Source organism: Rossellomorea sp. H136 (genome assembly GCF_056838065.1).
The window spans coordinates 3,125,067-3,147,204 of the sequence record NZ_CM166371.1 but is presented as its reverse complement, the minus strand read 5'-3'; the positions used below and the strand labels follow the sequence as shown (position 1 = coordinate 3,147,204).

Annotated in this window: 24 protein-coding genes, 1 pseudogene and 1 other annotated feature; of the genes and pseudogenes, 16 read left to right on the top strand and 9 right to left on the bottom strand. The window is 42.9% G+C overall.

Going from position 1 to position 22,138, the window contains the following annotated elements; translation table 11 throughout:
* Positions 1 to 42 precede the first annotated feature (42 nt).
* The 5 genes and pseudogenes from gndA (at position 43) to ACYH0O_RS16120 (ending at position 4,143) form a co-directional block, all read left to right on the top strand.
* Positions 43 to 1,449, top strand: coding sequence for an NADP-dependent phosphogluconate dehydrogenase (gene gndA / locus ACYH0O_RS16140; protein ID WP_482629519.1), 1,407 nt, complete (start codon positions 43 to 45; stop codon positions 1,447 to 1,449).
* Positions 1,450 to 1,661: 212 nt separating this feature from the next.
* Positions 1,662 to 2,225, top strand: a complete 564-nt coding sequence (locus ACYH0O_RS16135; RefSeq protein WP_482629518.1) for a GNAT family N-acetyltransferase — start codon at positions 1,662 to 1,664, stop codon at positions 2,223 to 2,225.
* Between the two features lie 127 nt (positions 2,226 to 2,352).
* A pseudogene (locus ACYH0O_RS16130) lies at positions 2,353 to 2,511 on the top strand (N-acetyltransferase); the annotation flags it as partial.
* 98 nt (positions 2,512 to 2,609) lie between these two features.
* On the top strand, positions 2,610 to 3,173 hold the full coding sequence (locus ACYH0O_RS16125) for an ATP-binding protein (RefSeq protein ID WP_482629517.1): 564 nt from the start codon (positions 2,610 to 2,612) through the stop codon (positions 3,171 to 3,173).
* Between the two features lie 133 nt (positions 3,174 to 3,306).
* Positions 3,307 to 4,143 (top strand): DUF2935 domain-containing protein, encoded by an 837-nt coding sequence (locus tag ACYH0O_RS16120; RefSeq protein WP_482629516.1) that lies wholly within the window; start codon positions 3,307 to 3,309, stop codon positions 4,141 to 4,143.
* A gap of 191 nt (positions 4,144 to 4,334) precedes the next feature.
* Here ACYH0O_RS16120 and ACYH0O_RS16115 read toward each other — a convergent pair whose 3' ends face one another.
* Both ACYH0O_RS16115 and zwf read right to left on the bottom strand, forming a co-directional pair.
* The gene (locus ACYH0O_RS16115) at positions 4,335 to 4,955 is read right to left on the bottom strand and encodes a cyclase family protein (protein WP_482629515.1); all 621 of its coding nucleotides are present in this window, start codon (positions 4,953 to 4,955) and stop codon (positions 4,335 to 4,337) included.
* 16 nt (positions 4,956 to 4,971) lie between these two features.
* Positions 4,972 to 6,480 carry a glucose-6-phosphate dehydrogenase gene (zwf, locus tag ACYH0O_RS16110; protein WP_482629514.1) on the bottom strand — a complete coding sequence of 503 codons (1,509 nt, stop codon included), beginning with the start codon at positions 6,478 to 6,480 and terminating at the stop codon, positions 4,972 to 4,974.
* Positions 6,481 to 6,789: 309 nt separating this feature from the next.
* Between zwf and rnz the strand changes: the two genes are divergently transcribed.
* The 3 genes from rnz to ACYH0O_RS16095 are packed head-to-tail and all read left to right on the top strand — an operon-like array spanning position 6,790 to position 9,048.
* The gene (gene rnz / locus ACYH0O_RS16105; RefSeq protein WP_482629513.1) at positions 6,790 to 7,716 is read left to right on the top strand and encodes a ribonuclease Z; all 927 of its coding nucleotides are present in this window, start codon (positions 6,790 to 6,792) and stop codon (positions 7,714 to 7,716) included.
* A 10-nt stretch (positions 7,717 to 7,726) separates the two neighbouring features.
* Positions 7,727 to 8,266 (top strand): histidine phosphatase family protein, encoded by a 540-nt coding sequence (locus ACYH0O_RS16100; RefSeq protein WP_482629512.1) that lies wholly within the window; start codon positions 7,727 to 7,729, stop codon positions 8,264 to 8,266.
* Positions 8,267 to 8,292: 26 nt separating this feature from the next.
* Entirely contained in the window at positions 8,293 to 9,048 is a 756-nt protein-coding gene (locus tag ACYH0O_RS16095) for a GNAT family N-acetyltransferase (RefSeq protein ID WP_482629511.1), read from the top strand.
* Positions 9,049 to 9,104: 56 nt separating this feature from the next.
* Here ACYH0O_RS16095 and namA read toward each other — a convergent pair whose 3' ends face one another.
* From namA to proC, 3 genes are all read right to left on the bottom strand, one after another.
* Entirely contained in the window at positions 9,105 to 10,121 is a 1,017-nt protein-coding gene (gene namA, locus ACYH0O_RS16090) for an NADPH dehydrogenase NamA (RefSeq protein WP_482629510.1), read from the bottom strand.
* Between the two features lie 99 nt (positions 10,122 to 10,220).
* Complete coding sequence (locus ACYH0O_RS16085) at positions 10,221 to 11,372, bottom strand: glycosyltransferase (protein WP_482629509.1); 1,152 nt, start codon at positions 11,370 to 11,372, stop codon at positions 10,221 to 10,223.
* 73 nt (positions 11,373 to 11,445) lie between these two features.
* Positions 11,446 to 12,264, bottom strand: a complete 819-nt coding sequence (gene proC / locus ACYH0O_RS16080; protein WP_482629508.1) for a pyrroline-5-carboxylate reductase — start codon at positions 12,262 to 12,264, stop codon at positions 11,446 to 11,448.
* 50 nt (positions 12,265 to 12,314) lie between these two features.
* Positions 12,315 to 12,537: a binding site (T-box leader), on the bottom strand.
* Positions 12,538 to 12,794: 257 nt separating this feature from the next.
* On the opposite strand from proC, the gene ACYH0O_RS16075 reads away from it, so the two are divergent.
* The 3 genes from ACYH0O_RS16075 to ACYH0O_RS16065 are packed head-to-tail and all read left to right on the top strand — an operon-like array spanning position 12,795 to position 15,139.
* Entirely contained in the window at positions 12,795 to 13,754 is a 960-nt protein-coding gene (locus ACYH0O_RS16075; protein ID WP_482629507.1) for an MBL fold metallo-hydrolase, read from the top strand.
* 16 nt (positions 13,755 to 13,770) lie between these two features.
* Complete coding sequence (locus tag ACYH0O_RS16070) at positions 13,771 to 14,565, top strand: SDR family NAD(P)-dependent oxidoreductase (RefSeq protein ID WP_482629506.1); 795 nt, start codon at positions 13,771 to 13,773, stop codon at positions 14,563 to 14,565.
* A 49-nt stretch (positions 14,566 to 14,614) separates the two neighbouring features.
* The gene (locus ACYH0O_RS16065; protein WP_482629505.1) at positions 14,615 to 15,139 is read left to right on the top strand and encodes a DUF3221 domain-containing protein; all 525 of its coding nucleotides are present in this window, start codon (positions 14,615 to 14,617) and stop codon (positions 15,137 to 15,139) included.
* Positions 15,140 to 15,334: 195 nt separating this feature from the next.
* Here the strand turns inward: ACYH0O_RS16065 and ACYH0O_RS16060 are convergent, their stop codons facing one another.
* Positions 15,335 to 15,520 (bottom strand): YqzH family protein, encoded by a 186-nt coding sequence (locus tag ACYH0O_RS16060; protein ID WP_482629504.1) that lies wholly within the window; start codon positions 15,518 to 15,520, stop codon positions 15,335 to 15,337.
* A 150-nt stretch (positions 15,521 to 15,670) separates the two neighbouring features.
* Between ACYH0O_RS16060 and ACYH0O_RS16055 the strand changes: the two genes are divergently transcribed.
* From ACYH0O_RS16055 to ACYH0O_RS16040, 4 genes are all read left to right on the top strand, one after another.
* Complete coding sequence (locus tag ACYH0O_RS16055) at positions 15,671 to 16,522, top strand: GRP family sugar transporter (RefSeq protein ID WP_482632588.1); 852 nt, start codon at positions 15,671 to 15,673, stop codon at positions 16,520 to 16,522.
* A 12-nt stretch (positions 16,523 to 16,534) separates the two neighbouring features.
* On the top strand, positions 16,535 to 17,320 hold the full coding sequence (locus ACYH0O_RS16050; protein WP_482629503.1) for a glucose-1-dehydrogenase: 786 nt from the start codon (positions 16,535 to 16,537) through the stop codon (positions 17,318 to 17,320).
* Between the two features lie 487 nt (positions 17,321 to 17,807).
* Positions 17,808 to 19,070 carry a Y-family DNA polymerase gene (locus ACYH0O_RS16045; RefSeq protein ID WP_482632587.1) on the top strand — a complete coding sequence of 421 codons (1,263 nt, stop codon included), beginning with the start codon at positions 17,808 to 17,810 and terminating at the stop codon, positions 19,068 to 19,070.
* Between the two features lie 21 nt (positions 19,071 to 19,091).
* Positions 19,092 to 19,424 (top strand): YolD-like family protein, encoded by a 333-nt coding sequence (locus ACYH0O_RS16040; RefSeq protein WP_482629502.1) that lies wholly within the window; start codon positions 19,092 to 19,094, stop codon positions 19,422 to 19,424.
* 54 nt (positions 19,425 to 19,478) lie between these two features.
* On the opposite strand, the gene ACYH0O_RS16035 is transcribed toward ACYH0O_RS16040, so the two are convergent.
* Positions 19,479 to 19,694, bottom strand: coding sequence for a CDGSH iron-sulfur domain-containing protein (locus ACYH0O_RS16035; protein WP_113967576.1), 216 nt, complete (start codon positions 19,692 to 19,694; stop codon positions 19,479 to 19,481).
* 132 nt (positions 19,695 to 19,826) lie between these two features.
* Here ACYH0O_RS16035 and ACYH0O_RS16030 point away from each other — a divergent pair, with 132 nt between their 5' ends.
* Positions 19,827 to 20,159: an iron-sulfur cluster biosynthesis family protein gene (locus ACYH0O_RS16030; protein WP_149157692.1), complete on the top strand. Its 333-nt coding sequence runs from the start codon at positions 19,827 to 19,829 to the stop codon at positions 20,157 to 20,159.
* Positions 20,160 to 20,267: 108 nt separating this feature from the next.
* Here ACYH0O_RS16030 and ACYH0O_RS16025 read toward each other — a convergent pair whose 3' ends face one another.
* Both ACYH0O_RS16025 and ACYH0O_RS16020 read right to left on the bottom strand, forming a co-directional pair.
* On the bottom strand, positions 20,268 to 21,089 hold the full coding sequence (locus ACYH0O_RS16025) for an aminoglycoside phosphotransferase family protein (protein ID WP_482632586.1): 822 nt from the start codon (positions 21,087 to 21,089) through the stop codon (positions 20,268 to 20,270).
* Positions 21,090 to 21,169: 80 nt separating this feature from the next.
* Positions 21,170 to 22,096, bottom strand: coding sequence for an alpha/beta hydrolase (locus ACYH0O_RS16020; protein WP_482629501.1), 927 nt, complete (start codon positions 22,094 to 22,096; stop codon positions 21,170 to 21,172).
* Positions 22,097 to 22,138: the final 42 nt, after the last annotated feature.

The following is a 22,138-nucleotide window of genomic DNA, read 5'->3' as shown; positions in this document are numbered from 1 at the left end:
AAGAAAAAACCAGTATTCTATAATTGAAAGGATGTTAATGGCATGTCTCAAGAAATTGGTGTTATCGGTTTAGCCGTAATGGGTAAAAACTTAGCTTGGAATATTGAGAGTAGAGGGTACTCTGTATCTGTATATAATCGTTCCCGTGAAAAAACGGATGAAATGATAAGCGAATCTAAAGGAAAGAATGTCGTTCCTACATATACGATTGAAGAATTCGTTAATTCTCTAGAAAAGCCTAGAAAGATCCTCTTGATGGTGAAAGCAGGAAATCCAACTGATGCAACCATTGAACAATTAAAGCCGTTCCTGGAAAAAGGGGACATTCTGATTGACGGAGGAAATACGTTCTTCGAAGATACGCGCCGCCGCAATCACGAATTAAGCGATTTAGGCATTCACTTTATCGGAACGGGTGTCTCCGGTGGAGAAGAAGGTGCTCTTACTGGTCCTTCCATCATGCCTGGTGGACAGAAGGAAGCGTACGACCTTGTCGCTCCTATCTTGAAAGACATTGCAGCGAAAGTCGATGGAGACCCTTGTACGACGTATATAGGTCCTGATGGCGCGGGTCACTATGTGAAAATGGTGCACAACGGCATCGAGTACGGGGATATGCAGCTGATTGCAGAATCGTACTTCCTGATGAAAAATGTCCTGGGCTTAAGTGCCGAGGAACTGCATGAAGTGTTTGCCGACTGGAATAAAGGCGAGCTTGATAGCTATCTCATCGAAATCACTGCAGATATCTTCACGAAGAAGGACGAGGAAACAGGAAAACCCATGGTCGATGTCATCCTGGACAAAGCAGGGCAAAAGGGTACTGGAAAATGGACAAGCCAGAGTGCGTTAGATCTAGGCGTTTCCTTACCGATCATCACAGAATCTGTCTTTGCCCGTTTCATTTCAGCCATTAAAGATGAACGTGTGAAAGCCAGCAAAATGCTAAAAGGACCTGACACGAAACCATTCCAAGGCGATAAAAAAGCGTTGGTGGAATCAATCCGTAAAGCTCTTTACATGAGCAAGATTTGTTCTTATGCTCAAGGCTTCGCACAAATGCGCTCTGCATCTGATGAGTACCAATGGGATCTTCAATACGGGGATATCGCAATGATCTTCCGTGGAGGTTGCATCATACGCGCTCAATTCCTGCAAAAGATCAAAGAAGCTTACGACCGTGAATCAAGTCTTTCAAACCTTCTATTAGATCCTTATTTCAAAGAGATCGTAGAAAGTTACCAATACGCACTTCGCGAAGTCATCAGCGTGGCCGTCCAAAATGGTGTACCGGTACCTGGCTTCTCTGCGGCACTGTCTTACTACGATAGCTACCGTACAGAAACCCTGCCAGCAAACCTGATCCAGGCTCAGCGTGATTACTTCGGTGCCCATACGTATGAGCGTGTGGACAAAGAGGGTATTTTCCATACTGAGTGGATGAAATAATCGATTGAGTATAGCCCCTTTCCTTTTAGGAGAGGGGTTTTTATTTTGAAAGGATATTTATAAACAAAAGCAATTAAATTATCGAAATTTTATCGTAGGAGAGAGACAGGTTGTGTTACCATAATATTACATAAAAGATAGGGATGAAGAATGCTTCAAAATATAAAAGAATATAAAGTAATGAATTTCAGGTTATCAAGGAGTGATTTTCAGTGCTTAACTTTGAAATAAGAAGACCACAAATAGAAGACAAAGATGAGCTGAATCAATTTTTTTCTACAGTTATTAAGCATACTTTTGCCAGAGAAGGTTTAGGGGATCTGCTTGATGAAATCGACAATGAAATAGAAAGCAAGAAACAATACTTGAAAAGTGACTTGGACACTAATGGGTCGAACCGATACTTTCTAATTGCTTCGGAAAAGAAAGATGCTCTCATCATCGGAACCATTGAATACGGCCCTGCCAATGATCTGATTCGCACCTGTACAGATGGAACATTGAATGAGGTGTATGAAATCGGAACGGTGTTTGTGCATCCCGATTATCAAGGACATGGTGTAGGGACATTACTATTAAACGTCATGTTCCTTACTTTTCTAAACAGGGGAATCAAGGAATTCTGTTTGGATAGTGGGTATGGTAATGCCCAGAAGATATGGATGAAAAAATTTGGACAGCCAGATTATTGGCTGAAGGATTATTGGGGGAACGGGTCTGATCATATGATTTGGAAGAAATCGATGAATGATGTTTCCATCAACTTTAGATGGTGAGTTTACTAGACCGGAACATATTTCCTGAAGGAAGCTTTCATGAACATAATCGGAAGTCTGGTGTGCCGGCGATGTAAAAGGGATCATTGGTGACATGTACAAGGCTGATTGATTAAAAGGGTTAGGAAAACGAATGTTTACAAAAGCAGTAGAATTTACAAGGGAAATAGGGGCCGAGAGCCTGGAACTTGGTGTTTGGGAGTTTAATAATACGGCTATTCAGTTTTACGAAGCAATGGTAATGAAGACACAGGCGAGAAAAATAGAAATCAAGGTACATGGATAAGGCACGTGAAATTTACCGAGAGTGGGCTCTCTTAAAATGGGATCCTTCTTTTATGGAATCTAAGGATTGAGCTTAAACTATGAATTGGAGGTCCATTCATGACAAGACTAGTAATCATGACAGTTGGTAAGACCCATAGCGGAAAATCAACATTCGCCATTAGTCTGGCAGAACAATTGCTGAATTCCGTTGTGATCGACCAGGATACCCATGCTGAATTCATCAACACCTTTTATAGAAGCCTGCTTCCAATGGAAGGGCCAAATAAGCTCAAATATGCCGTCAGTAGAACGATTGTTGACTATGCCATGAATGAGACATCATTTCACCTCATTCTTTGTAATTCGAATCTGAGCCGCAGTGGACGGTTGAAGCTGTTGGATCACTTCAAAGAGAAGGGATTTACCACCATCCTTGTTCATTTGGATATCCCCGACCGGATTCTTCAAGCCAGAGTGGTAAACAGTGAGCGGAGTACAGCCATCTTCAGGAATGCTACCACCTTTGAAGAAGTACTGAACCGGCAACAGACTGACGCTTACTTCAAGGATGTAGCGGCACCTGTTGAGGGAGAAGCTGATTATTTATATGTCATCAGACATTCGGATGAAGTGCAGAATGTCATTGGGAAGATAATTGATGAGCGCAAAGAATATGAGTAATGGAATGATAAGACTTAAAAATGCATGGTTCTTAAACTAATGATGGAATCAGTTAAACAATGCTTTTTTATTCTAAGCATGAACGCCTCTTTCACTTAATAAAGTTAAGTATAGTATGAAAGGGGTAGGTTCTATGGGATTAGAGAAGATTACACCCTGGCAGGAGCATGAATTTTGGTTGGGGATATTAAAAGATCATGCCTATTTTATCCGTGATTATTTAAGCCCCACAGAAGGTAAATGGGTCAAACAGGCTGAGTATTACATTGAGTGGTTTGGAAATGTTGAGGCGGAAATGATGAAAATCCCAAGGGATCTGCCTCCTTCAGCTTCTGAAATGATTCAGCTTTCAGAATGGGCACAGGATGTCTCCTACCAATATTATACGTTCGAAGGCCACCTATTACATTTACGCTTATTCAATCAGGTGAATTTAAATCTGTCCCCGAGCTACTTGAATGGGACTTTGGCAGAGAATAGGGAATACTTAAGAATTTTGAAGAGCTACATGAAAGGGATAGAGTATCAGGCACTTTCCCTTGTGAATTTATTGGATTTGTGGCTTGACGATCAACGGGGACATGCGGCTTTGCTAATTGATATACTGGATAGCGTCGAAATTGATCTCATTGAAAGGGCTAACGCAGTAGTGGTGCAGTTTTCACAATTCATAGTGAAAAATGATATGTTCAAAGGCTATTTGCTCTTTACTCAGCCTGGTTTCCCGGCTCAAATCCGATTTGCAGAAGATGTTTCATTACAGGTTGTAGCCTTCACTAAGCTGGTCGAGGAAGTGCTGCAAATGTATGTGAAGGATGAAGTGCTGAATAATTCTACACTCCGGTTTCTCGAGCATCATTTCCCTGAAGCATGTTATTTCATGAAGAAGCTCTCGTATTATGCTCCTTCCATTCACTATCCGGATTGTAAACTCACCAAACCCACATTACGGAATAACACAAAAACTTGAGGGGTGAATCCTCAAGCTTTTAGGTATCATTCTTAGAATTAATGTCTGTTTTAGGACTTACGAAAGGAAAGTTTAGAATTTTAGAGAATATGGACCTTTCTATCTTCGAAATGATTGATCCTTCGGGTGAGATGGTAGACCCCTAAATATGAAAACGACTCCCCAAGAAACTAGAGAGTCGTTTTCGGATATCACCCAATCAATTCATCAAACAACAACACACGTGCAGGTGATGCATCGGTGTTTTCAATTTTTAGTGGAGCGGCAACCATGAAATATTGACCGGCTTCAATGTCTTTCAGTTGAAGTCCCTCCATGATGATGACTCCGCTTCCCATTAAACTGCGGTGAGTTGGGTGTCCTTCCTGGGCTCTTTCAATTCCAAGTGCATCGATTCCAACCCCTGAGATTTTTTTGTCTGCAAGGTACGTCGCTGCATCTTCTGCTACATAGATGAATTCAAAGTTGAATTCGGTATCCCATGAATTTTTTGTTTTAAAGAGGATGAAATCATTCTCTTCAATTTCTAATCCTTTGATATCTTTCAGGCTGATTTTCTCATCTGCTTTTGTTAGATCGAATACTTTAACGGGACGAACGAGCTGTTCGATATCGATGGTTTCGATTGTTTCACCTTCGTTGATCATGTGAAGTGGAGCATCAACATGTGTTCCTGTATGAACATCCATTGAGATGCGGGACTCTGTTACATGACCATTCGTATTTGTGTCGATTGTAGGTTGTTTTTCCGGTTTGTTCTTATAAACCGGCATTCCGTTAAAGATCGGAGCTGTTACATCATAAATTTTCATCGTTTCCACACCTTCCTTAGCATTGGTCTACATCTAGATTTGCAATTGGCCACCAGTAGAAGCCATCTTTAGCCAGCAGGTTGTCGCCTGCTTTCGGACCCATTGATCCTGCTTCGTAGTTCGGGAATTCTCCGTCACGTGTATGTTCCCATACTTCAGAAATCTTATCGACGAATGCCCAGGATAACTTCACTTCATCCCAATGAGTGAAGTTGGTTGCATCTCCGCGCAGGCAATCGAATAGAAGCTTTTCGTATGCTTCCGGCGTGTTCATCCCGTCTACACTGTTGTTAGCAAAGTTTAGTTTTACAGGGGTCGTTTCAATGTTTTGTCCGGATTTTTTCACGTTTAAGTGCAGGGTGATTCCTTCTTCAGGCTGAATGTGAATCACCAATAAATTCGGTGCCAGTGGCTTGTCCGGATTGTAATACAGGTTCATTGGAATATCTTTGAATTGGATGACGATTTTCGTTGACTTTGTTTCCATTCTCTTTCCTGTACGGATATAGAACGGAACACCAGCCCAACGGAAGTTATCGATCATCAGTTTTCCTGCAACATAAGTCTCGGTATTGGATTGATCATCAACGTTTTCTGCTTCGCGATAACCTGGTAGATCCTGGTTACCGGATGTTCCAGGACCATATTGACCTCGAACGAAATAATCTTTCACTTCTTCATGTTCAAACGGACGCAGGGATCGTAATACACGGACTTTCTCGCTGCGGATTTCGTCTGTCGTCAATTTGATTGGGGGCTCCATGGCAAGTAAAGCAACCATTTGAAGCAGATGGTTTTGAACCATATCGCGGAGAGCTCCACTTTTTTCGTAATAGCGTCCACGATCTTCAACACCGAGCTCTTCAGAGGAAGTGACTTGGATGTTAGAGATGTAACGATTATTCCATAAGGGTTCAAACATCGCATTGGCGAAACGGATGACTTCAATGTTTTGAACCATTTCTTTCCCAAGGTAGTGGTCGATACGGTAAATTTGATCCTCAGAGAACGATTCGCGGATCTGGCTATTCAGTTTTTCGGCTGAAGGCAGGTCGTGACCGAACGGTTTTTCGATGACCAGTCTTTGGAAACCGTTACTATCAGTTACACCTTGATTCTTCAGCTGTTCTGTAATCGTTCCGAAGAATTCAGGAGCCATCGCCAGGTAGAAAATGCGATTTCCTTCTAATTCATATGTTTCATCCAGTTCATCAGAAAGATTCTTCAACGCTTTATACGAGTCACTGTTTGAAACATCATTCGGCTGATAGTAGAAATGAGAGACGAACTCATCTATGTTTTCGTTGCTGCCTAATGCTTTATGTACCGATGTTTTGACGTGTTCCTGGAACTCTTCATTCGACCATTCACGGCGTGCTACCCCTACAACGGCAAAACGCTTCGAAATTTTCCCTTTTCGGAACAAGTGATAAAGAGATGGATAAAGTTTTCTTTTTGCTAAATCACCAGTGGCTCCAAAAATCGTAATGAGAGATGATGGTGCAGTTGAATTATTCAATGTCATGACCTCACTTTATCTTGTTGCTAGCTTGTTTAATGTATGACTTCTTATTTAATATCCTATACAATTACTTAATTTTAAAGACTTATGGTTCAATAAGCAAATTATATGCTGATGACTTTTTCTTCATTAAAAACATGAAAACGTTTTATGCAAAATCTCTACGTCATTATATTGGCCTTAATTCACGTCCTTATTACTCATTTGTATTTCAGGGGGAGATAATGCGGTATGAACGATGGGAGAGAAAGGTAAATAATCGTTGAATGTGCTAAAATAATGGCAGTATGGCTCATCATAGGAGTGAATAAGTTGGAATTATTATTTTTAGGTACCGGGGCAGGGGTACCCGCAAAACTGCGAAATGTGACCAGTATTGCTTTGAAATTATTAGAAGAACGCGGTGCGGTTTGGCTTTTTGATTGTGGGGAAGCAACGCAGCATCAAATTTTACATACTAGCTTGAAACCGAGACGGATAGAGAAGATTTTCATCACCCACTTACACGGGGATCATATCTATGGGTTGCCAGGATTATTAGGCAGCCGCTCCTTTCAAGGTGGAGAGTCCCAGCTTACGGTATATGGACCTAAGGGAATCAAAGAGTATATCCAGGTGTCTCTATCAGTCAGCCGGACGCATCTTCAATATCCCCTTGAAGTGATCGAGATCAAAGAAGGGGCCATCTTTGAAGATGAAGGATTTATTGTAGAGGCGAGGGAGCTGGATCATGCTTTGCCTACCTTCGGATACCGTGTGGTGGAAAAGGATAAAACGGGTGTCCTTCAAGTTGATCAATTACAGGAAAGAGGCATTCAACCTGGACCCGTCTACAAGAAATTGAAATTAGGTGAATCCGTCCAGCTGGAAGACGGTACTGAACTTAATGGAGAGGATTTTCTTGGACCTTCGATTCCTGGACGGGTTGTCACGGTCCTTGGAGACACCAGGGTTTGTTCTAGTGCTGTCGATTTAGGAAGGTCAGCAGATGTACTCATTCATGAAGCGACCTTCAATCGTGAGCAGGAAGAAATGGCCCGTGAATATTTCCATTCTACGACAAAGCAAGCAGGAGAGACAGCTTTAAAAGCAGGAGCTAAATTGCTGTTTTTGACCCATATTTCCTCCCGATATGCAAAAGAGTCATGGGAAGAGTTGGAGAGGGAAGCAAGGGACGTTTTTCCAGAATCATATATCGCAAAAGACTTCATGGAATACGTAATACCAGTAAAGAAGTGAGGGGAAGCAAATGAAAACGATTTATTTGGTGCGCCATGCGAAAGCCGAAGGGCAGCCTTTTCATTCGCCGTTAACGGAGGTAGGGAAACAGCAAGCGGTCCAATTGGCTGCATTTCTCGAAAATCGATCGATTGAGGCGATCTATTCCAGTCCTTTTGCAAGAACCATAGATACCATAGCACCCTTTGCCAAACAGTCCGGATTAACGATTCAAGAAGACGATCGCTTGGGAGAAAGAGTGTTAAGTGATCGGGAACTTCCTGATTGGATGGAGAAGTTAAAGAAGAGCTTTGATGACTTTTCACTTGTTTTACCTGGTGGAGAATCGAATGACCAAGCAATGGGGAGAGCAAGGTCTTTTATAGAAGGCGTATTAGAAAAAGAAGAAGATCATGTGGTGTGTGTGAGTCATGGAAACTTAACGACGCTACTTTTGAGATTGTTTGATGAGAAATACGGATATGATGAGCTGTTCGCACTTTCCAATCCTGATGTATATGTAGTAAAAGTCGAAGAAGATGCAGCATGTGTTCAACGGATCTGGGAGTAAGTTCATAGAGGAAAAGGGGAGTACGAATGAAGGAAATCACATTTGACCATATTTATAATCCAGGACATGAAATAGGAGAGAATGATCTTTATAAACATATTCATTTTCCAGAAATGCTAACAAGGTATGATAGCAACTTTCTTGAATTCAAAAAACATCCAACCCTGGTTGAATTTAAAGAGGCCGCTCTCTTTTTAAGGGGATTTCATCAATCAAAAGGGCAAAAGTATGTGAAATTTTATTTTCCCCAGGATACAAAACTAACAGAGGAATTTATGGATTATTTTAAACGTGAAGGGTATGAATCAGGATTTAATGAACTATACAGTATAGAACCTGGTCAATTTCCTTCTATAGAAGACAATTCTGATATTCAAGTGAAAGTGGTGACCGACAGGGAATTGGATGCGTACCTGGCATTTCAATATCGGCATGATCTTGAGTACGGTGAAGCCTTTGCAAATCAAAAGGTCGACATGCATAAGAGGAATTTTCAAAATCCCCGTTTGATGCAGCTCCTCGCATTCTATAAGGGGACTCCGGCCGGTTCAGTGGATGTGATCGTTGAAGACGAGACAGCAGAAATCGATGGACTGGTGGTTCGTGAATCGTTTCAAAAGAAGGGGATCGCAAGCAGGCTGCAACAGTTCGTCATGAGACAATTCGCCGAAAAAACCGTGATTCTGGTAGCGGATGGAGAGGATACACCGAGATTGATGTATCAAAAACAAAACTACCATTGTTTAGGGTTTAGGTATGAAGTACAAAAAGTGTATGAATAAAAAAGAGAGTTGCATGCCTGTTGGCATGCAACTCTTATTAAGTCTGACAAAATTTTTTACCAGGCGCGATCATACTGTTTAGGAGCTTCGATCTCTACACCAAGCTCTTTGGCTGCCGTTCTTGGCCAGTATGGGTCACGAAGTAATTCACGTGCGAGTAAGACGAGGTCGGCACGCTCGTTTCGCAGGATTTCTTCTGCTTGTATGCCTGTCGTAATCAGCCCGACTGCACCTGTATCGATTTTCGCTTCTTTTTTAATGGTTTCAGCAAGCTTCACCTGATAACCAGGGAACACAGGGATTCGCGCGGGTACGATGGCACCGGAGCTTACGTCGATTAAATCGACTCCTTGTTCCTTCATCCATTGGGAGAACACCACATAGTCTTCAACGTCCAGTCCTTCTTCGTTATAATCTTTGGCGGAAACACGAACAAGGAGAGGTCCGTCCCATACTTGTTGAATTCCATCAATGACTTCACGAAGGAATCGGTAGCGGTTCTCAGCAGATCCGCCGTATTCGTCCGTACGTTTATTGGAAAGCGGGGACAGGAATTCGTTGATGAGATATCCATGTGCCCCGTGAATTTCAATCACATCAAAGCCCGCTTTCTTCGCTCTTTCGGCTCCTTTGATGAAGGCAGTGATGGTCTCTTTAATATCATTCTTCGTCATTTCAACAGGCGTTTTCATCTCATCGTTGAACGGGATCGCAGATGGAGCAAGAATATCTCCTTCGAGAACGGCCTTTCTTCCTGCATGAGCAAGCTGTATGCCTGTCTTCGTACCGTGTTCTTTGATTAATCCGACTAACTCTTTTAATCCTTCAATATGCTCGTCATCCCAAATCCCTAAATCTTGCGGGGAGATTCTTCCTTGGGGCGTGACAGCTGTAGCTTCCTGAATGATGAGCCCAACGCCACCCACTGCACGGCTTGTATAGTGAGTACGATGCCAATTCTCGACTTTTCCATCTCCGTTATGAGAAGAATACATGCACATAGGTGCCATTACAATTCTGTTCTTCAATTCTACATCTTTAAGTGCATATGGTTGAAATAGCTTTGCGTTCATTTCCGATCACCTTCCATGACGTTGTATTTGTTTCGGGTTGCTAAATAGTACTGCACATGAATTATAACAACACCTTTTTTGTTAGAAAAGTAATGTGCTTTACTTTCTTTTCTGCTTCAGTTCCTTATACGAATAAACCGTTCCACGCCATTCGATTCCGCCTCGTTTAAAGGTTAAAAACGTAGCTCGTCCAATGGAGTAGATAAATAATAGGGCTGTTACGGGTAATGTAAGAAAAAGAAGAGAAGACTCATTCGTCATCTGCTTTATGACTTTGAAATAAGTGATGCCAATGAATAAAATGATCAACAGACTCACGATTCGAATTGGGGGTGACGCTGAAAAAATCGTGATGAAAGGGAGTACCGTAGAGCAGAAGATCCCAAACATGGCAAACACAACGAGAAGCATGGAGTAGTGCAGGCCGGCAAATGTGTTTTTTTCCAATCCGTTGAAGGCTTCTTTCAAGGATCGATACCATTCCACTTCCAGAGACTGAAGGGCCGTGAGGAAGAATTGTTTTTTATGGTGTTTCTTTAACTGAACTCCCAGCTGCAGATCATCATCGGGCATATGCTTAATTGCTTCGTGAGTACCGATTTCCTCATATGCCTGTCGGGTGATGAGGTTGAAGGCTCCGATGCCCATACCTGTCTTAGAGGAGGGGTCGTTCGCTTTCCATGGTCTTTTATAAAAAGTGAAACCGAATAAGAAAAAAGCCACAAAGCTTTTTAGCCAAAAGGTTTCCGATCGAATATAAGGAGCCAGGGTAACGTGGTCCAGTTTCTGTGATTGAAGAAAGGACACCGCTCTGGATAAGATGGTGGGGTCTTTAAAGATGACGTCGGCATCGGTGAAAAGGATCAGGTCTCCTTTTGCCATTTGATACCCTTTATATAATGCCTGATTTTTCCCCAGCCATCCCTGTTCCAGTGAGTCGTTATGAAGGACGCTGATTCGTTTATCCAGTTCGGCCAAAGCTTCAAGCTTTTCAGAAGTTCCATCTGTTGAACGATCATTGACTACGGTCCATTCAATTTGGTGATAGTCCTGTTTCAGCTGCGACAGGATGCTGTCTGTTATCGTTTCTTCTTCGTTTCTCGCCGGTACGATGACAGATAGGAGCGGCCCTTGATCTGTAGGGGAGAAGTCTTGTATGGAAGAGAGCTTTGATAAGCCCCTCCACACATCTATGGTAAGAACCAGCCAGACAGTAAGTACAGTGTAAAGTAGAATGAGTAGGGAAATCATTGTGCCGACCTTCTTTTTTGCTTTGATTGTATCAATGGAAAATGAAATTTGCGAATGATGATGGGTTTTCACCTTATTTTTTCAAAGATTGTTTTTTTAATTCCTTCCCAAGAACTTCAGAACGGCTTTTCGCAGATGAGACACATTGGAAAAACGCATCTCTAACCTGGTAATCTTCCAAAATGGTGATTCCCGCCTCTGTCGTTCCACCTGGACTGGTCACGTTTCTCCTTAATTCCCGGGCTTCCAAACCGGATTCTTCAAGCATCGCACTTGCCCCTGCAATCGTTTGGGTAACGAGGCTTTTAGCGAGTTCCTCCTGCAAACCTAACTCTACTGCCGCATTCTTAAGTAATTCAGCTACGTAATAAATATAAGCAGGGCCGCTGCCTGATAAAGCCGTTATAAGGTCTAATTGTTCTTCCGCTACTTCCACTGCTGTGCCGACGGATTGGAATAATGTTGTCGTCCATTCTTTCTGGGAGTCAGAGAGGTACGGGTTGAACGATACCGCGGTAGCTGATTTTCCCATGGCCGCACTAGTATTGGGCATGGCTCTTGCAACGGCTCCGCTAAAGGAGAGTTTATCGCTAATATGTTCCATAGTGATCCCTGCTAAAACAGAAATGACCACTGTATCCCTTGAAAGGTGGGTCCTGATTGAATCTGCTGCCTCATGAAAATCTTTTGGTTTCATGACCAGAATGACGGCGTCGTATGGTGAATCATGTTCTACATGACGCACACCGAATTCGTGCACGATTTCGTTTAAACGCTCTTGGTTGGCCCGGTTGGTGACATGTACGTTTTCATTCTTCAGGACCCCTGCCTTCAGTGCTCCACTCATTAAAGCGTAAGCCATTGACCCTGCTCCAATAAACAATGTCTTCATTCGTTCATTCCTCCTCCATTTTTCGAAAAAAAAAGCAGACCCTCTCATCCATAAAGGACGAAAGGGTCTGCTTCCGTGGTACCACCTTGTTTTGTTCATTCCTCAATGGACGAAATGAACACACTTCACTTCCAAGTAACGCTGGAAAAACGTTCTGATTCAAGACGCTCAAAAGGCAGGTTCACAAATAGAGGGGATGACGGTGCCTTTCAGCCGGTGGGCACCGATCTCTATCATCATCTATTCATTACTATTCTTTATCATCGCTTTTTCATTTTTTGTTATGTAAGGTGACTTTTCAATAGTAAACATATATTATAGGTGATTATCATAGAAAGACAGCTTATCTGTCAAGTGTTTATTTCAGTATATTCAATCATTTTAAAAATGACATTTGTTAGGAAAAAATGTACACTATTAAATGAAGAGTCATTCATTTTTTGTTAACATCAAAGAAATGAATGCCTGTAAGGGAAGGGGATGTCGTTTTGGCTGCCTACCCCTTTTATTATGAAGAATGTGGTGAATTTATGACAACCTTAGTGAATGATATTGCAAAAATTACTCTATCAACTCCATTTGCCGTTGGAGATGTGAATGTTTATTTGGTGAAAGGGGACGCCTTGACATTGGTGGATGCAGGGCCGCTTACAGACACAGCCTGGGTACAGTTGACCGAGCAATTATCCCGTTTGGGGTATACACCTCAAGATATTGAACAAATCGTTTTGACCCATCATCATCCCGATCACGCGGGGTTACTTGATCGGTTCTCTTCCTCGGTCAAAATATATGGGCACCCTTATAACAAGTTTTGGTTGGATCGCAACGACCATTTTCATGAAGTGTATGATCGCTTCTTCCATCAATTGGCGATACAATCCGGTTTACCTCAAGAGTATGTTCGGGCAATCCATAAATTCAAGAGTCCTTTGAAATTTATGGGGAATCGAAAACTGGATATTGAAATAAAGGAAGGGGACGTCATTCCCGGAATGGAAGAATGGAAGATCATTGAAACGTTAGGGCATGCCCAGAGTCACTTGTCTTTTTACAGGGAGAGTGATGGTACTCTGATAGCCGGAGATCATATACTCGCGAATATTTCCCCTAATCCACTTATTGAACCTCCTTTTGAAGGGGAGCTGGAACGTTCAAAGCCATTGCTACAATACAATGCGTCTTTGAAAAAGTTATTGGATATTCCTATTTCCCTTGCCTACACCGGTCATGGGGACAATATTACGGATGTTCATGGATTAATTCCCAAGCGGTTAGGGAAACAGGATGAAAGAGCACGTGGTGTACTCGAAATGATCAAAGGTAACCGTCTGACCGTATTCGACATCTGTAAGACACTTTTTCCTACCGTCTATCAAAAGGAACTTGGCCTGACACTCTCTGAAACAATCGGACAATTGGATTATCTTGAGTCACTTCACTACATAAAGATAGAATGTCATGAAGGAATCTATTATTATTTTGCCTAGAAAGATGTGACCAGACATGAACAGTAGAATAACAGGAAAAACCATTGTCATTACCGGTGCCTCTGGAGGAATCGGTGAACAGATGGCCATTAAAGTAGCAGAAAACGGCGGCAATCTCGCCTTGATTGCACGTCGCGTCCAGCTGCTTGAAACATTAAAAGAAAAGCTCATAACCGAATACAATTGTAAGGTGGAAGTGTATCCGTTAAATGTAACGGATTATGACGAAATCCCAGGCACCTTCAACGCCATCCTGAAGGACTTTGGAGCGATTCATGCATTGATCAATAATGCAGGCTATGGAGTATTTCAGGAAGCACACGAAACGTCATTCCAGGATGTAAAGGGAATGATGGATGTGAATGTTCTTGGACTTATGGCATGTACGGGAGAAGTCCTTCCCTATATGCGTCAACAAGGATCTGGTCATATCATCAACATTGCCTCTCAGGCAGGTAAGTTCGCTTCACCAAAGTCGAGTGCGTACTCTGCCTCTAAGCATGCTGTACTGGGGTATACGAACAGTTTAAGGATGGAAGCGAAAAGGTACGGTGTGAGGGTTACTGCGGTGAATCCCGGGCCGATTGCCACAGACTTTTTCTCCATTGCCGATGAATCCGGGACGTATGTGAAGAATGTAGAAAAATTTATGCTTGATCCGGCATATGTCGCTCAAAAAGTCGTGGAAGCCCTTTTTACAAATAGGAGGGAAATCAATCTGCCGCGATGGATGAATATGGGGAGTGTCATCTATCAATTATTCCCATCTTTTGTCGAAAAAGTAGGGAATAACCTTTTCTTCAAAAAATAGTGAAACCAAATCATGCTCTCATTCGTCTAATCTAATAAGGGGGGAGTCTATGAAGAAGTGTTTGACTGTTCTGATCCTTAGTTTCTGTTTTCTGTTTACCGGTTGCGGACCTTCAACATCTGTAAATTCATCACAAGCCACCGCAAATTTCATAGGCTTTGTTACCCAGCTTGAAGGCAATCAAGTGCTTATTAATGATGTTTGGTTTTCTTTCAGTGACCAAACCGTCATAAAGACAGATAAAGATAAAAAATTGCATAGAGATGATATAGAGATGGGCAAAAAAGTGAATGTGACGTTTGATGGTGAGCTCCAGGAATCCTATCCCCGAAGAGCTTCCGCGAATCAATTGGTATTTCTGACGGATCAACAAAGTAAAACCGAGGGAAGTGCCGTCAGATTAGTCATAAAAGATCCCCGGTTTTCACAGGTCGTCATCCAGTCCATTGAAAAAAATCCCACCGGCTTATATTCATTACGATTCAAGGATCTTTCCATCGACAGAGATGTACATGTCATTGTGAATGTCGAGAATGAAAGAGTGATTGTGCCGATACATACCTCTACAAAATGACAAATAAGAAAGCGTTGATTATATACCAACGCTTTCTTATTTGTTTTCAATTACCTTTAATTTCTCTATTTGATTAAGGATGCTGTAATGGCATATTGTATCCATGTGCCCATGTACTTCTCTCCTCGCATACTGATTATCCATATTTCAACAAAAACAGAAAAAACCTTCTAATTTATAGAGAGGTTTAACCGACTAGAAACTCATATATGACGTCTTCAATGTTTCATGGAGCTCCGAATCGGGTTCTACTTGGTATCGGAGCTCAATTTCTGCCGTAAAGGCTTCGTAATCCCTATGATTGAGGGGGACGGTTTCTTTCGTATGTTCATATTGTTGAATCGTCCTGTCGATCATCTTCATGATCCTTTGCCTATCCATATTTCCACCTCACCCTCCGAGATTATATCGACAAAATGAGGGTATGCACCAGAGAGTGGGAAAAACAGTGGTTTTCCTGGCATATATGGCTAGAATGTTCTTTTCAGAGGAAAACTATGATTATTGTTGGAAAAAGGATGTGGCTATATGATAGGGATTCTTTTAGCCCTGATCCCCGCAGTAGCATGGGGAAGTCTTGTGTTTGTAAGTGTAAAACTAGGAGGGAACGCCTACAGTCAAACGGTGGGGATCACCATTGGGTCATTGTTGTTTGCGGTAGGCGTTTTCTTCATCAAATCCCCGGAGTTGACGTTATTTGTGTGGGGAATCGGCTTTATTTCCGGCGTCTTCTGGGCAGTCGGACAAGTGAATCAGTTAGCGAGTGTGAAATACATCGGTGTTTCGAAAACCGTTCCGATCTCAACTGGAATGCAGCTGATCGGAACGACTCTCTTTGGCGTTTTAGTGTTTAAGGAATGGAAAACGACAGAAACGATTCTCCTCGGTAGCGGAGCCGTTTTAGCTCTGATTATCGGTGTGGTGTTAACATCATTCACACAAAAATCCGAGGGAGACGAAGAGTCCCAACTGAAAAAGGGTCTACTCACTTTATTGCTATCCAGTTGTGGATACATAGCCTATGTCGTCATTTTAAGATGGTTTGATATTGATGGATGGGAAGCGATTTTGCCACAGGCGATTGGTATGTTTATCGGGGCGGCTGTCATTACTTTCAGGCATAAGCCCTTTACCAAATATACGGTAAGAAATATCTTAACCGGCCTGATGTGGGCATCGGGGAATCTGGGCTTGCTGCTTGCTCTTCCACGCATCGGGGTGGCAACGAGCTTTTCCCTATCTCAAACAGGGATCGTTATTTCTACCCTTGGAGGTTTGTTTTTCTTAGGTGAAAAGAAATCCAGGAAGCAGATTCTTCTTGTCATTGCAGGATGTATTATGATCATTATCGGTGGTGTATTACTGGGCTTTACAAAAGATTAAGGAGGAATGGACATGTATTCGGATTTAACAGGTAAGGTTGTCATCATAACAGGTGGTGCTACGGGTATCGGAAAGGCCATTGCGAAACGATTTGCAGAGGAAGGCTGTAAAGTGGTCATTAACTATTTCAAAGAAGAAGAAAATCCGGAAGAATTAGTAAAGGAGATGGAAGAAGCAGGGGGGACTGCCTCCATTATTCAAGGCGACGTTTCAAAAGAAGAAGACGTTCGAAGCTTTGTCCAATTGGCGCATGATACGTATGGCCGCCTCGACATATACGTGAATAACGCCGGGATTGAAAATGAAGTCCCTTCTGAAAACCTTCCCATTGAAGATTGGCAAAGAGTCATCAACACCAATCTGACCGGTACATTTCTCGGGTGCCGTGAAGCAGCGAAATACATGCTTGATCATAAAATCAAAGGCTCGATTATCAACGTTTCGTCTGTACATGAAATCATTCCCTGGCCTCACTTTGCTCATTATGCGGCCAGTAAGGGTGGGGTAAAATTATTAATGGAAAGTCTTGCATTAGAATTCGCACCCGATGGAATCCGGGTAAACAATATTGCTCCCGGAGCCATTGATACTCCCATCAATGCCGAGAAATTTTCCGATCCCGAAAAGAAAAAAGGTGTGGAAAAGCTCATTCCAATAGGCTATATCGGGGAACCGGAGCAAATTGCTTCCTGTGTAGCCTTTTTGGCTTCAGAGCAAGCAAGTTATGTCACAGGGACTACCCTCATCGCTGATGGGGGCATGACGAAATATCCAGGATTCCAAGCCGGGAGAGGTTGATGTATGTATAGGGGGAGGCAATATCATAATGTGATGTTTGCTCTTTTTATTGTGTTATGAGTATAAGCATTCTTAATCCACTATAGTGATGATCGGCCTGCCGAAGGCCCTTCCGCTTTTCATTGTCCAGCTCCAGGGGCTTGGGACTCGAGGGCATAAGAAGAGTAACCCAAAAAGGAAAGGACGCCTTTTCGGGTTACTCTTCTTATGCTTGTCGCCCCAGGGCGAGCCCCTTCCGCTTTTCTTGTTGTCCAGCTCCGGCGGCTAGGCCCTCGAGGTCATAAGTCAAATCCACAAAAAAGGCAAGAGCACCTTTTATGCGGATTCGTCTTATGCTTGTCGGGCCTACCCAAGCCGCCTCCGCTTTTCTTGTTATTCTCTCTATTTCCATTAATTTTTGTTGAAAGGGAACGTATATTCGTATAGAATCATAACTATACTATATAAGAACGTTTGTTCTATTTTGGGTAAAATGGAGGACGAATATATGACTGTCGATTACAGTGTGCTGCCACACCATAAGATTCTGTGCATCGATATGAAGAGCTTTTATGCTAGCTGTTCGGCTGTCATGCTGGGTCTCGATCCCCTTGAATGCCATTTGGCCGTAGTAGGGGATAGGGACCGCCAAGGAAGTATTGTGTTAGCGGCATCACCCAGACTGAAGAAGGACTTTGGGATCAAAACGGGCTCGCGGATGTTTGAAATCCCAAAGGACCCGCGCATCCGGCTTGTAGAGCCAAAAATGGCTACGTATGTCAGGATATCGACTGAATTGACCCGGTTGTTCCATCGCTACGTACCGAAAGATGCCATTCATACGTATAGCGTGGACGAAAGTTTTATTAAGATTGATGGAGCGACGAATCTTTGGGGGGATGCCACCACCATTGCCCGCAAAATCAAGGATGATATGGAAAGGGAGTTTCAGCTGCCGTGCGCCATAGGTATCGGTCCCAATATGCTGTTGTCTAAGCTGTGCTTGGATCTCGAAGCAAAAAAAGAGGGGATTGCCGAATGGACCTATGAAGACGTTCCGGAAAAGCTGTGGCCGTTATCGCCTTTACGTGAAATGTGGGGGATTGGCGGACGCTTAGAAAAAACGCTCAATCGCATGGGCATTTTCTCTGTCGGGCAATTGGCGCTGTATGACCTGGAGAAGCTGGAGGCCAAGTTCGGCGTTATGGGAAATCAACTCTATTACCACGCATGGGGAGTTGATTTATCTGAAATAGGAGCTCCGATCATGGATGGTCAAATCAGCTTTGGCAAGGGGCAGATCCTGCTGCGCGATTATAAGGAGAAAGAGGAAATCAAACGTGTCATTTTAGAAATGTGTGAAGAAGTCGCCAGGCGTGCCCGCACCCATCGCAAGGCGGGGAGAACAATAAGCTTTGGCGTCGGTTACAGTCACGAAGAATTTGGTGGAGGGTTTCACCGGTCGCGGACCATCGAGGAGCCGACCAATATCACCATGGATTTATATCGTGTATGCCTGGAGTTATTCGAAGAGAATTACAACGGGAAAACTGTACGGAAAATCAACATCGCTCTTTCAAATATTGTAGATGATGGAGCCTTGCAGATTTCTTTGTTCGAGCCTAATCGATGGGAGAAGCGGGAGCTAGGGTATGTAGTGGACCGCATCCGAAATAAATATGGATCGGCAGCCCTTCTCCGGGCCGTATCCTATACAGAGGCAGGAACAACAAGGCATCGTGCCCGCCTGGTGGGTGGACATAAATCGTAATAAATATAGGAGGTGAGAGGATTGATCCGCGATCGAGGAAGAATCAAATGGACATCTATGATGCTGCCGGAGCACGTGAAATTACTGAGGGATTGGGCAAAGGAAGATACGCACGAGAAGAGGATCGAACTTGAAGAGCAGGAACTGGACAGGATGAATGAAGTCGTCGCAGAGGCGATGGAGTTTGGTAAATTGGTGTCGATTACTCACTATGTAAAGCACCGTCATCAATTATCGATTGGAACCGTTCACCATGTCGACTCACTGGAAGGAAAGCTGCACGTCGTAGACAGGTTCGAAGACGTACACTATATTCTACTTGCAAGCATTGTGGACATTCGCTTTTTCGATTGACAGCCCAATGGAAAAGAGAGACTTCACCAGGGTGAAGTCTCTCTTTCATTCCATTTACTCTTCGTCCAATACTTTTTCTGCACGCACACATGATTCGAATTTTCCTTTATGAGATGCGTCACAAAACGGCATGTTTGTAGATAAACCACAACGGCAAAGAGTGAACACTTGTTTCGTTGGAAATACATTTCCGTCAGCATCAATCAGTTCCACGTCCCCGCTTACACGAAAAGAACCATTATCATTCACTTTAATCTGAGCTTTTGCCATGAAAAACCACCCTTTCTAGAAAATACAAAAGAATTCCCCACTATCGATAGTAAGGTGAAAAGAGTAAAAATGCAATATTCTAAAGGAAACAAATGAAATGTGATAATATGGTGGAGTAAGGGAGGTCGTAGAATGAAGATTGAATTAACGAATGAAGCAACTCAAAAGATTCAAGGTAAAATAGATAATCAAGCTGGATACCTGAAATTAAAGTATGATACAGAGGGGTGTGGCTGTGTCGTAAGTGGAATTCCTACTTTATGGTTTGTACATGAACCTGATGAAGGGGAAGATATAACGATTGAAACCAACAGCTATCCGATCCTGGTAGAAAAATCCAAAGTGGTGTTTCTTGATGAAGACCTGAAAATTGATTTTTCTTCACAAAGTAACACGTTTCAATTAAAAAGCCCCGGGCAGATCATAAATGGAAGAATGAACTTTCTGATGTTTCCGGGGGAATAAGAATAAAAGCCTTAGATCTGAGTACATCCGAGATCCGAGGCTTTTTTAAAATATAAAGCCATTTATGTATAGTGATGGATGTTGCAGCGGTAAATAGTTCTATAGATACTAATCTAGTTCATTCACCAATTCCTCAAACAACCGGGCCACTGAAACCCCTGTCTTCCACCCGTCCATCCCGTCCTCTACAGACCAGCACGCAGATAAAACCGAATGACAGAACCCGTAACGAATCAACCGTTCATAAGAGAGGGAGAGTAGAGAGGCCATTGTTTTGATTCTGTATCGAAGCAGTTCTATTGGAACATCCCATTTACTCCATTCATTTAATGTAAATTGAATGCAGTCATATTCTCTCTCACCGATAAGCCCCTTGGGGTCAATGGCCATCCAACCGGAGGATTTAGAGAATAGAATATTGCCGTGGTGCAAATCACCGTGTAGAAGAAAAAGATTCTGAGCAGAACTAAGTAACTCCGGGTAGAGCATCTCAGCTTTTGAGACGATTTCTTCAGGCAGGGGACCAGTGCCTCCGTTGAACCGCTCACGCAAGCGACCGACCCCGTTTGACCAGGATTGAACGGAAGGGTAGGGATGATGGCTGACAGGTTTATGCCATAAACGGTGAGCAACATGGGTAAACACCTGCAGGACCTCTTCTTCATCCTCAATGGAGTGAAGAGATGAACCAGGTAACAGATGATCTAAAAGAATCCATCCCTCCTCCTTATTGAAATCGAGGACTTCCACCATGCCTTTCCCTTGGAAATCCTGAAGAGCGTGAAACTCATTTGAGAAGTCGTTGTTCGGATACCCAATCTTTAGAACCGCAGCCCGATCATGATCAATTCGGACAGGAACCACAAAATTGTAGCTTAATGAAAAGGGCTCGCCATAGGTTAAGCGCAGCCGTTCTTCCAAAATCACCATGAGCTCTTCCACGTTTGAAATCCATCCTTCACCCGATTCGCCGTACATGGTTTGCATTTTTGACCTGAAATCAGTTGGAATCAAGAGACATCATCCCTTTCATTTAGTACAAATTGCTGGAGAAACCGTTGAATCACTTCTTCATATTCTTCCGGGTTATCATTATATGATTGAGCATGAGTGCCCCGAAAATCGAGAAACAGCTCTTTTGGTCCCTGTTTTTTTTCAAATAAATCCTTCGTCATTTGAGGCAGGATAAAGTCATCATTTGTGCTGTGGATAAATAACACGGGTTTCCTGATGTTTTGAACAACCGATATAGGTGATAAATCCTTTAATGTGTATCCTTGTCGCAGCTTTAGTGTGCCGCCCACGAGGGGAAGGAGAAATTTTGCCGGCATTTTCACTTCTACACTCATACGATAGGCGAGCTGTTCGCCAAAGTCGGAAAAAGGGCAGTCGGCAATATAAAAATCGGCCCGGTCTTCCACACTGCCGGCGTATAGAAGGAGAGTCGCAGCCCCCATGGATTCACCATGGATTCCAAAGAACACGTCGTCCCCTTCACGACGGATCAACTCATCCACAACAGCCTTTAAATCATATTTTTCAAAATATCCGTAACTTGTCGTCTTCCCACCGGACTCCCCATGCCGGCGATGATCATAAATCACGGCATTGAATCCCTGTTTGATGAAAAGGTTCATATACTTGATCGAGTTCCATTTGTTTTCTGTCACCCCGTGGGAAAAGATCATGAATTTTTTATGGGGGTGAGGCTTCACAAAAATCGCTTTAATGTCATATCCGTATTGTGAAGGGATCAGCACGTCTTCTTTAGGAAGTGAGTCATAATCCTCTTGTATCAGCCTGGTCGATCCTGTTTCACGAGACCGGATAAAGTCATCCCCCTTTTTCGGTAAGTACATAAAACGATTCGTAATATAAATCCCAAGCAGACCTATGGACGAAAGGGTACCGCCAAGGATGGCAAGTTTTTTTCTCATCTTCATCACCTCAAGCAAAATCATTCTTACTCATATTGTAGC

Excerpts from the sequence above, each read along its gene's own strand:
- ACYH0O_RS16020 (WP_482629501.1), bottom strand. The coding sequence starts at position 22,096 with ATGAGAAAAAAACTTGCCATCCTTGGCGGTACCCTTTCGTCCATAGGT.
- gndA (WP_482629519.1), top strand. The coding sequence starts at position 43 with ATGTCTCAAGAAATTGGTGTTATCGGTTTAGCCGTAATGGGTAAAAAC.
- ACYH0O_RS16035 (WP_113967576.1), bottom strand. The coding sequence starts at position 19,694 with ATGGCAAAAGCTCAGATTAAAGTGAATGATAATGGTTCTTTTCGTGTA.
- ACYH0O_RS16115 (WP_482629515.1), bottom strand. The coding sequence starts at position 4,955 with ATGAAAATTTATGATGTAACAGCTCCGATCTTTAACGGAATGCCGGTT.
- zwf (WP_482629514.1), bottom strand. The coding sequence starts at position 6,480 with ATGACATTGAATAATTCAACTGCACCATCATCTCTCATTACGATTTTT.
- ACYH0O_RS16050 (WP_482629503.1), top strand. The coding sequence starts at position 16,535 with ATGTATTCGGATTTAACAGGTAAGGTTGTCATCATAACAGGTGGTGCT.
- ACYH0O_RS16095 (WP_482629511.1), top strand. The coding sequence starts at position 8,293 with ATGAAGGAAATCACATTTGACCATATTTATAATCCAGGACATGAAATA.
- ACYH0O_RS16025 (WP_482632586.1), bottom strand. The coding sequence starts at position 21,089 with ATGGTGATTTTGGAAGAACGGCTGCGCTTAACCTATGGCGAGCCCTTT.
- ACYH0O_RS16100 (WP_482629512.1), top strand. The coding sequence starts at position 7,727 with ATGAAAACGATTTATTTGGTGCGCCATGCGAAAGCCGAAGGGCAGCCT.
- ACYH0O_RS16060 (WP_482629504.1), bottom strand. The coding sequence starts at position 15,520 with ATGGATAGGCAAAGGATCATGAAGATGATCGACAGGACGATTCAACAA.
- ACYH0O_RS16045 (WP_482632587.1), top strand. The coding sequence starts at position 17,808 with ATGACTGTCGATTACAGTGTGCTGCCACACCATAAGATTCTGTGCATC.
- ACYH0O_RS16085 (WP_482629509.1), bottom strand. The coding sequence starts at position 11,372 with ATGATTTCCCTACTCATTCTACTTTACACTGTACTTACTGTCTGGCTG.
- proC (WP_482629508.1), bottom strand. The coding sequence starts at position 12,264 with ATGAAGACATTGTTTATTGGAGCAGGGTCAATGGCTTACGCTTTAATG.
- ACYH0O_RS16120 (WP_482629516.1), top strand. The coding sequence starts at position 3,307 with ATGGGATTAGAGAAGATTACACCCTGGCAGGAGCATGAATTTTGGTTG.
- ACYH0O_RS16065 (WP_482629505.1), top strand. The coding sequence starts at position 14,615 with ATGAAGAAGTGTTTGACTGTTCTGATCCTTAGTTTCTGTTTTCTGTTT.
- ACYH0O_RS16030 (WP_149157692.1), top strand. The coding sequence starts at position 19,827 with ATGAAGATTGAATTAACGAATGAAGCAACTCAAAAGATTCAAGGTAAA.
- ACYH0O_RS16075 (WP_482629507.1), top strand. The coding sequence starts at position 12,795 with ATGACAACCTTAGTGAATGATATTGCAAAAATTACTCTATCAACTCCA.
- ACYH0O_RS16070 (WP_482629506.1), top strand. The coding sequence starts at position 13,771 with ATGAACAGTAGAATAACAGGAAAAACCATTGTCATTACCGGTGCCTCT.
- ACYH0O_RS16125 (WP_482629517.1), top strand. The coding sequence starts at position 2,610 with ATGACAAGACTAGTAATCATGACAGTTGGTAAGACCCATAGCGGAAAA.
- namA (WP_482629510.1), bottom strand. The coding sequence starts at position 10,121 with ATGAACGCAAAGCTATTTCAACCATATGCACTTAAAGATGTAGAATTG.